Genomic DNA, 2858 nt, shown 5'->3' with positions numbered 1-2858 from the left:
ACGGCGCGGGATGGGGTCGCGGCCCATTAGGTAGACGGCGGGGTAACGGCCCACCGTGCCCGCGATGGGTAGCCGGACTGAGAGGTCGACCGGCCACATTGGGACTGAGATACGGCCCAGACTCCTACGGGAGGCAGCAGTGGGGAATTTTGCGCAATGGGCGAAAGCCTGACGCAGCAACGCCGCGTGCGGGACGAAGGCCTTCGGGTTGTAAACCGCTTTCAGCAGGGAAGATCCAAGACGGTACCTGCAGAAGAAGCTCCGGCTAACTACGTGCCAGCAGCCGCGGTAATACGTAGGGGGCGAGCGTTATCCGGATTCATTGGGCGTAAAGCGCGCGTAGGCGGCCGCCTAAGCGGAACCTCTAATCCCGGGGCTCAACCTCGGGCCGGGTTCCGGACTGGGCGGCTCGAGTGCGGTAGAGGCAGGCGGAATTCCCGGTGTAGCGGTGGAATGCGCAGATATCGGGAAGAACACCGATGGCGAAGGCAGCCTGCTGGGCCGCCACTGACGCTGAGGCGCGAAAGCTGGGGGAGCGAACAGGATTAGATACCCTGGTAGTCCCAGCCGTAAACGATGGACGCTAGGTGTGGGGGGACAGTCCCTCCGTGCCGCAGCCAACGCATTAAGCGTCCCGCCTGGGGAGTACGGCCGCAAGGCTAAAACTCAAAGGAATTGACGGGGGCCCGCACAAGCAGCGGAGCATGTGGCTTAATTCGAAGCAACGCGAAGAACCTTACCAGGGCTTGACATGCGCATGAAGCGGCGGAGACGCCGTGGCCGAGAGGAGTGCGCGCAGGTGGTGCATGGCTGTCGTCAGCTCGTGTCGTGAGATGTTGGGTTAAGTCCCGCAACGAGCGCAACCCCTGTCCCGTGTTGCCAGCATTCAGTTGGGGACTCGCGGGAGACTGCCGGCGTCAAGCCGGAGGAAGGTGGGGACGACGTCAAGTCATCATGCCCCTTATGCCCTGGGCTGCACACGTGCTACAATGGCCGGTACAGAGGGTTGCCACCCCGCGAGGGGGAGCGGATCCCGGAAAGCCGGTCCCAGTTCGGATCGCAGGCTGCAACCCGCCTGCGTGAAGTCGGAGTTGCTAGTAATCGCGGATCAGCATGCCGCGGTGAATACGTTCCCGGGCCTTGTACACACCGCCCGTCACACCACCCGAGTCGTCTGCACCCGAAGCCGCCGGCCCAACCTTTCAGGGGGGAGGCGTCGAAGGTGTGGAGGGTAAGGGGGGTGAAGTCGTAACAAGGTAGCCGTACCGGAAGGTGCGGCTGGATCACCTCCTTTCTAGGGAGAACCTAGAGCCTCTCGAGTCGAAATCCCCAGCATCCGGTTGCGAGGGCTCCGGAAAGGGCCCCCGCGCACCTTGACAGTTGCATAGCGCGTGACATGAAAGTCACGAACATGATCAACACCAACATCAATTCCTCATTGCTGCAATAGCAAGTACGGTTCGATGGGTGTTCGCATCATGGACAAGACGATTCATCACGATCGCAAACGTATGTTATATACGACGGAAATCAAAAATTCTCATTGATATCCAATGGACGAAACCATTAGAAGTAGATTACTTCTTTGGCGACCTAGGTAATGAACAAGATACCAAGGGCGCACGGCGGATGCCTTGGCACAGGAAGTCGACGAAGGACGCGGCAAGCTGCGATAATCTGCGGGGAGTGGCAAACACACCTTGATCCGCAGGTCTCCGAATGGGGGAACCCAGCAGGGGTCATGCCCTGCTATCCCGCCCTGAATCAAATAGGGGCGCGGAAGGCAACCGGGGGAACTGAAACATCTAAGTACCCCGAGGAAGAGAAATCAACCGAGATTGCGCGAGTAGCGGCGAGCGAAAGCGCACCAGCCCAAACCCGGGCGCGTGTAAGCGGCAGGCGTTGCCGCCCGGGGGTTGCGGGACACTCGTCACGGAGCTGCCCTCCGTGGAGTGGTTACAAATCCGTCAGGTAGCGGAACGGCATGGAAGGGCCGGCCGCAGCGGGTGAGAGCCCCGTACGCGAAACCTGACGGACCACTGTTAGTGTATCCCGAGTAGGGCCGGGCACGTGAAACCCGGTCCGAAGCCGGGGGGACCACCCTCCAAGGCTGAACACTCTCCTGTGACCGATAGCGAACCAGTACCGTGAGGGAAAGGTGAAAAGCACCCCGAGAGGGGAGTGAAACAGTACCTGAAACCGTGCGCCCACAAGCAGTCGGAGCACTTTTACAGTGTGACGGCGTGCCTTTTGTAGAATGAGCCAGCGAGTTGCGGTGTGCGGCGAGGTTAAGTTTGGAAACGAGCCGCAGCGAAAGCGAGCCTTTAAGATGGCGAGTGAGTCGCACGCTGCAGACGCGAAGCCGGGTGAGCTATCCATGGGCAGGCTGAAGCGGGGGTAAGACCCCGTGGAGGGCCGAACCCACTTCGGTTGAAAACGGAGGGGATGACCTGTGGATAGGGGTGAAAGGCCAATCAAACCCGGAGATATCTCGTTCTCCCCGAAATAGCTTTAGGGCTAGCCTCGGCCGTTCACTCGCGGTGGTAGAGCCACCGGATCGACGAGGGGGCTTCACCGCCTACCGACTCGAACCGAACTCCGAATGCCGCGAGTTTAGAGGCCGGGAGTCAGAGGGCGTGGGCTAAGCTGCGCGCTCGAGAGGGAAACAGCCCAGACCGCCCGCTAAGGTCCCCAAGTCATCGCTGAGTGGCAAAGGATGTGCGTCTGCCCAGACAACCAGGATGTTGGCTTAGAAGCAGCCATGCATTTAAAGAGTGCGTAACAGCTCACTGGTCGAGTGGACATGCGCCGACAATTCACGGGGCTAAGCGATGCACCGAAGCGGCGGACTGATTTTT

2 rRNA genes are annotated in these 2858 nt (G+C 60.3%); both read left to right on the top strand.

Going from position 1 to position 2858, the window contains the following annotated elements:
• Positions 1-1294 (top strand): 16S ribosomal RNA (locus tag VJ923_RS12110); the annotation flags it as partial.
• 308 nt (positions 1295-1602) lie between these two features.
• Positions 1603-2858, top strand: a 23S ribosomal RNA gene (locus VJ923_RS12105); the annotation flags it as partial.

Source organism: Adlercreutzia shanghongiae, assembly GCF_035830635.1.
GTDB classification, from domain to species: Bacteria; Actinomycetota; Coriobacteriia; order Coriobacteriales; family Eggerthellaceae; genus Adlercreutzia; species Adlercreutzia shanghongiae.
The sequence above is the reverse complement of the archived record's forward strand: the minus strand, read 5'-3'. Positions and strand labels throughout refer to the sequence as shown.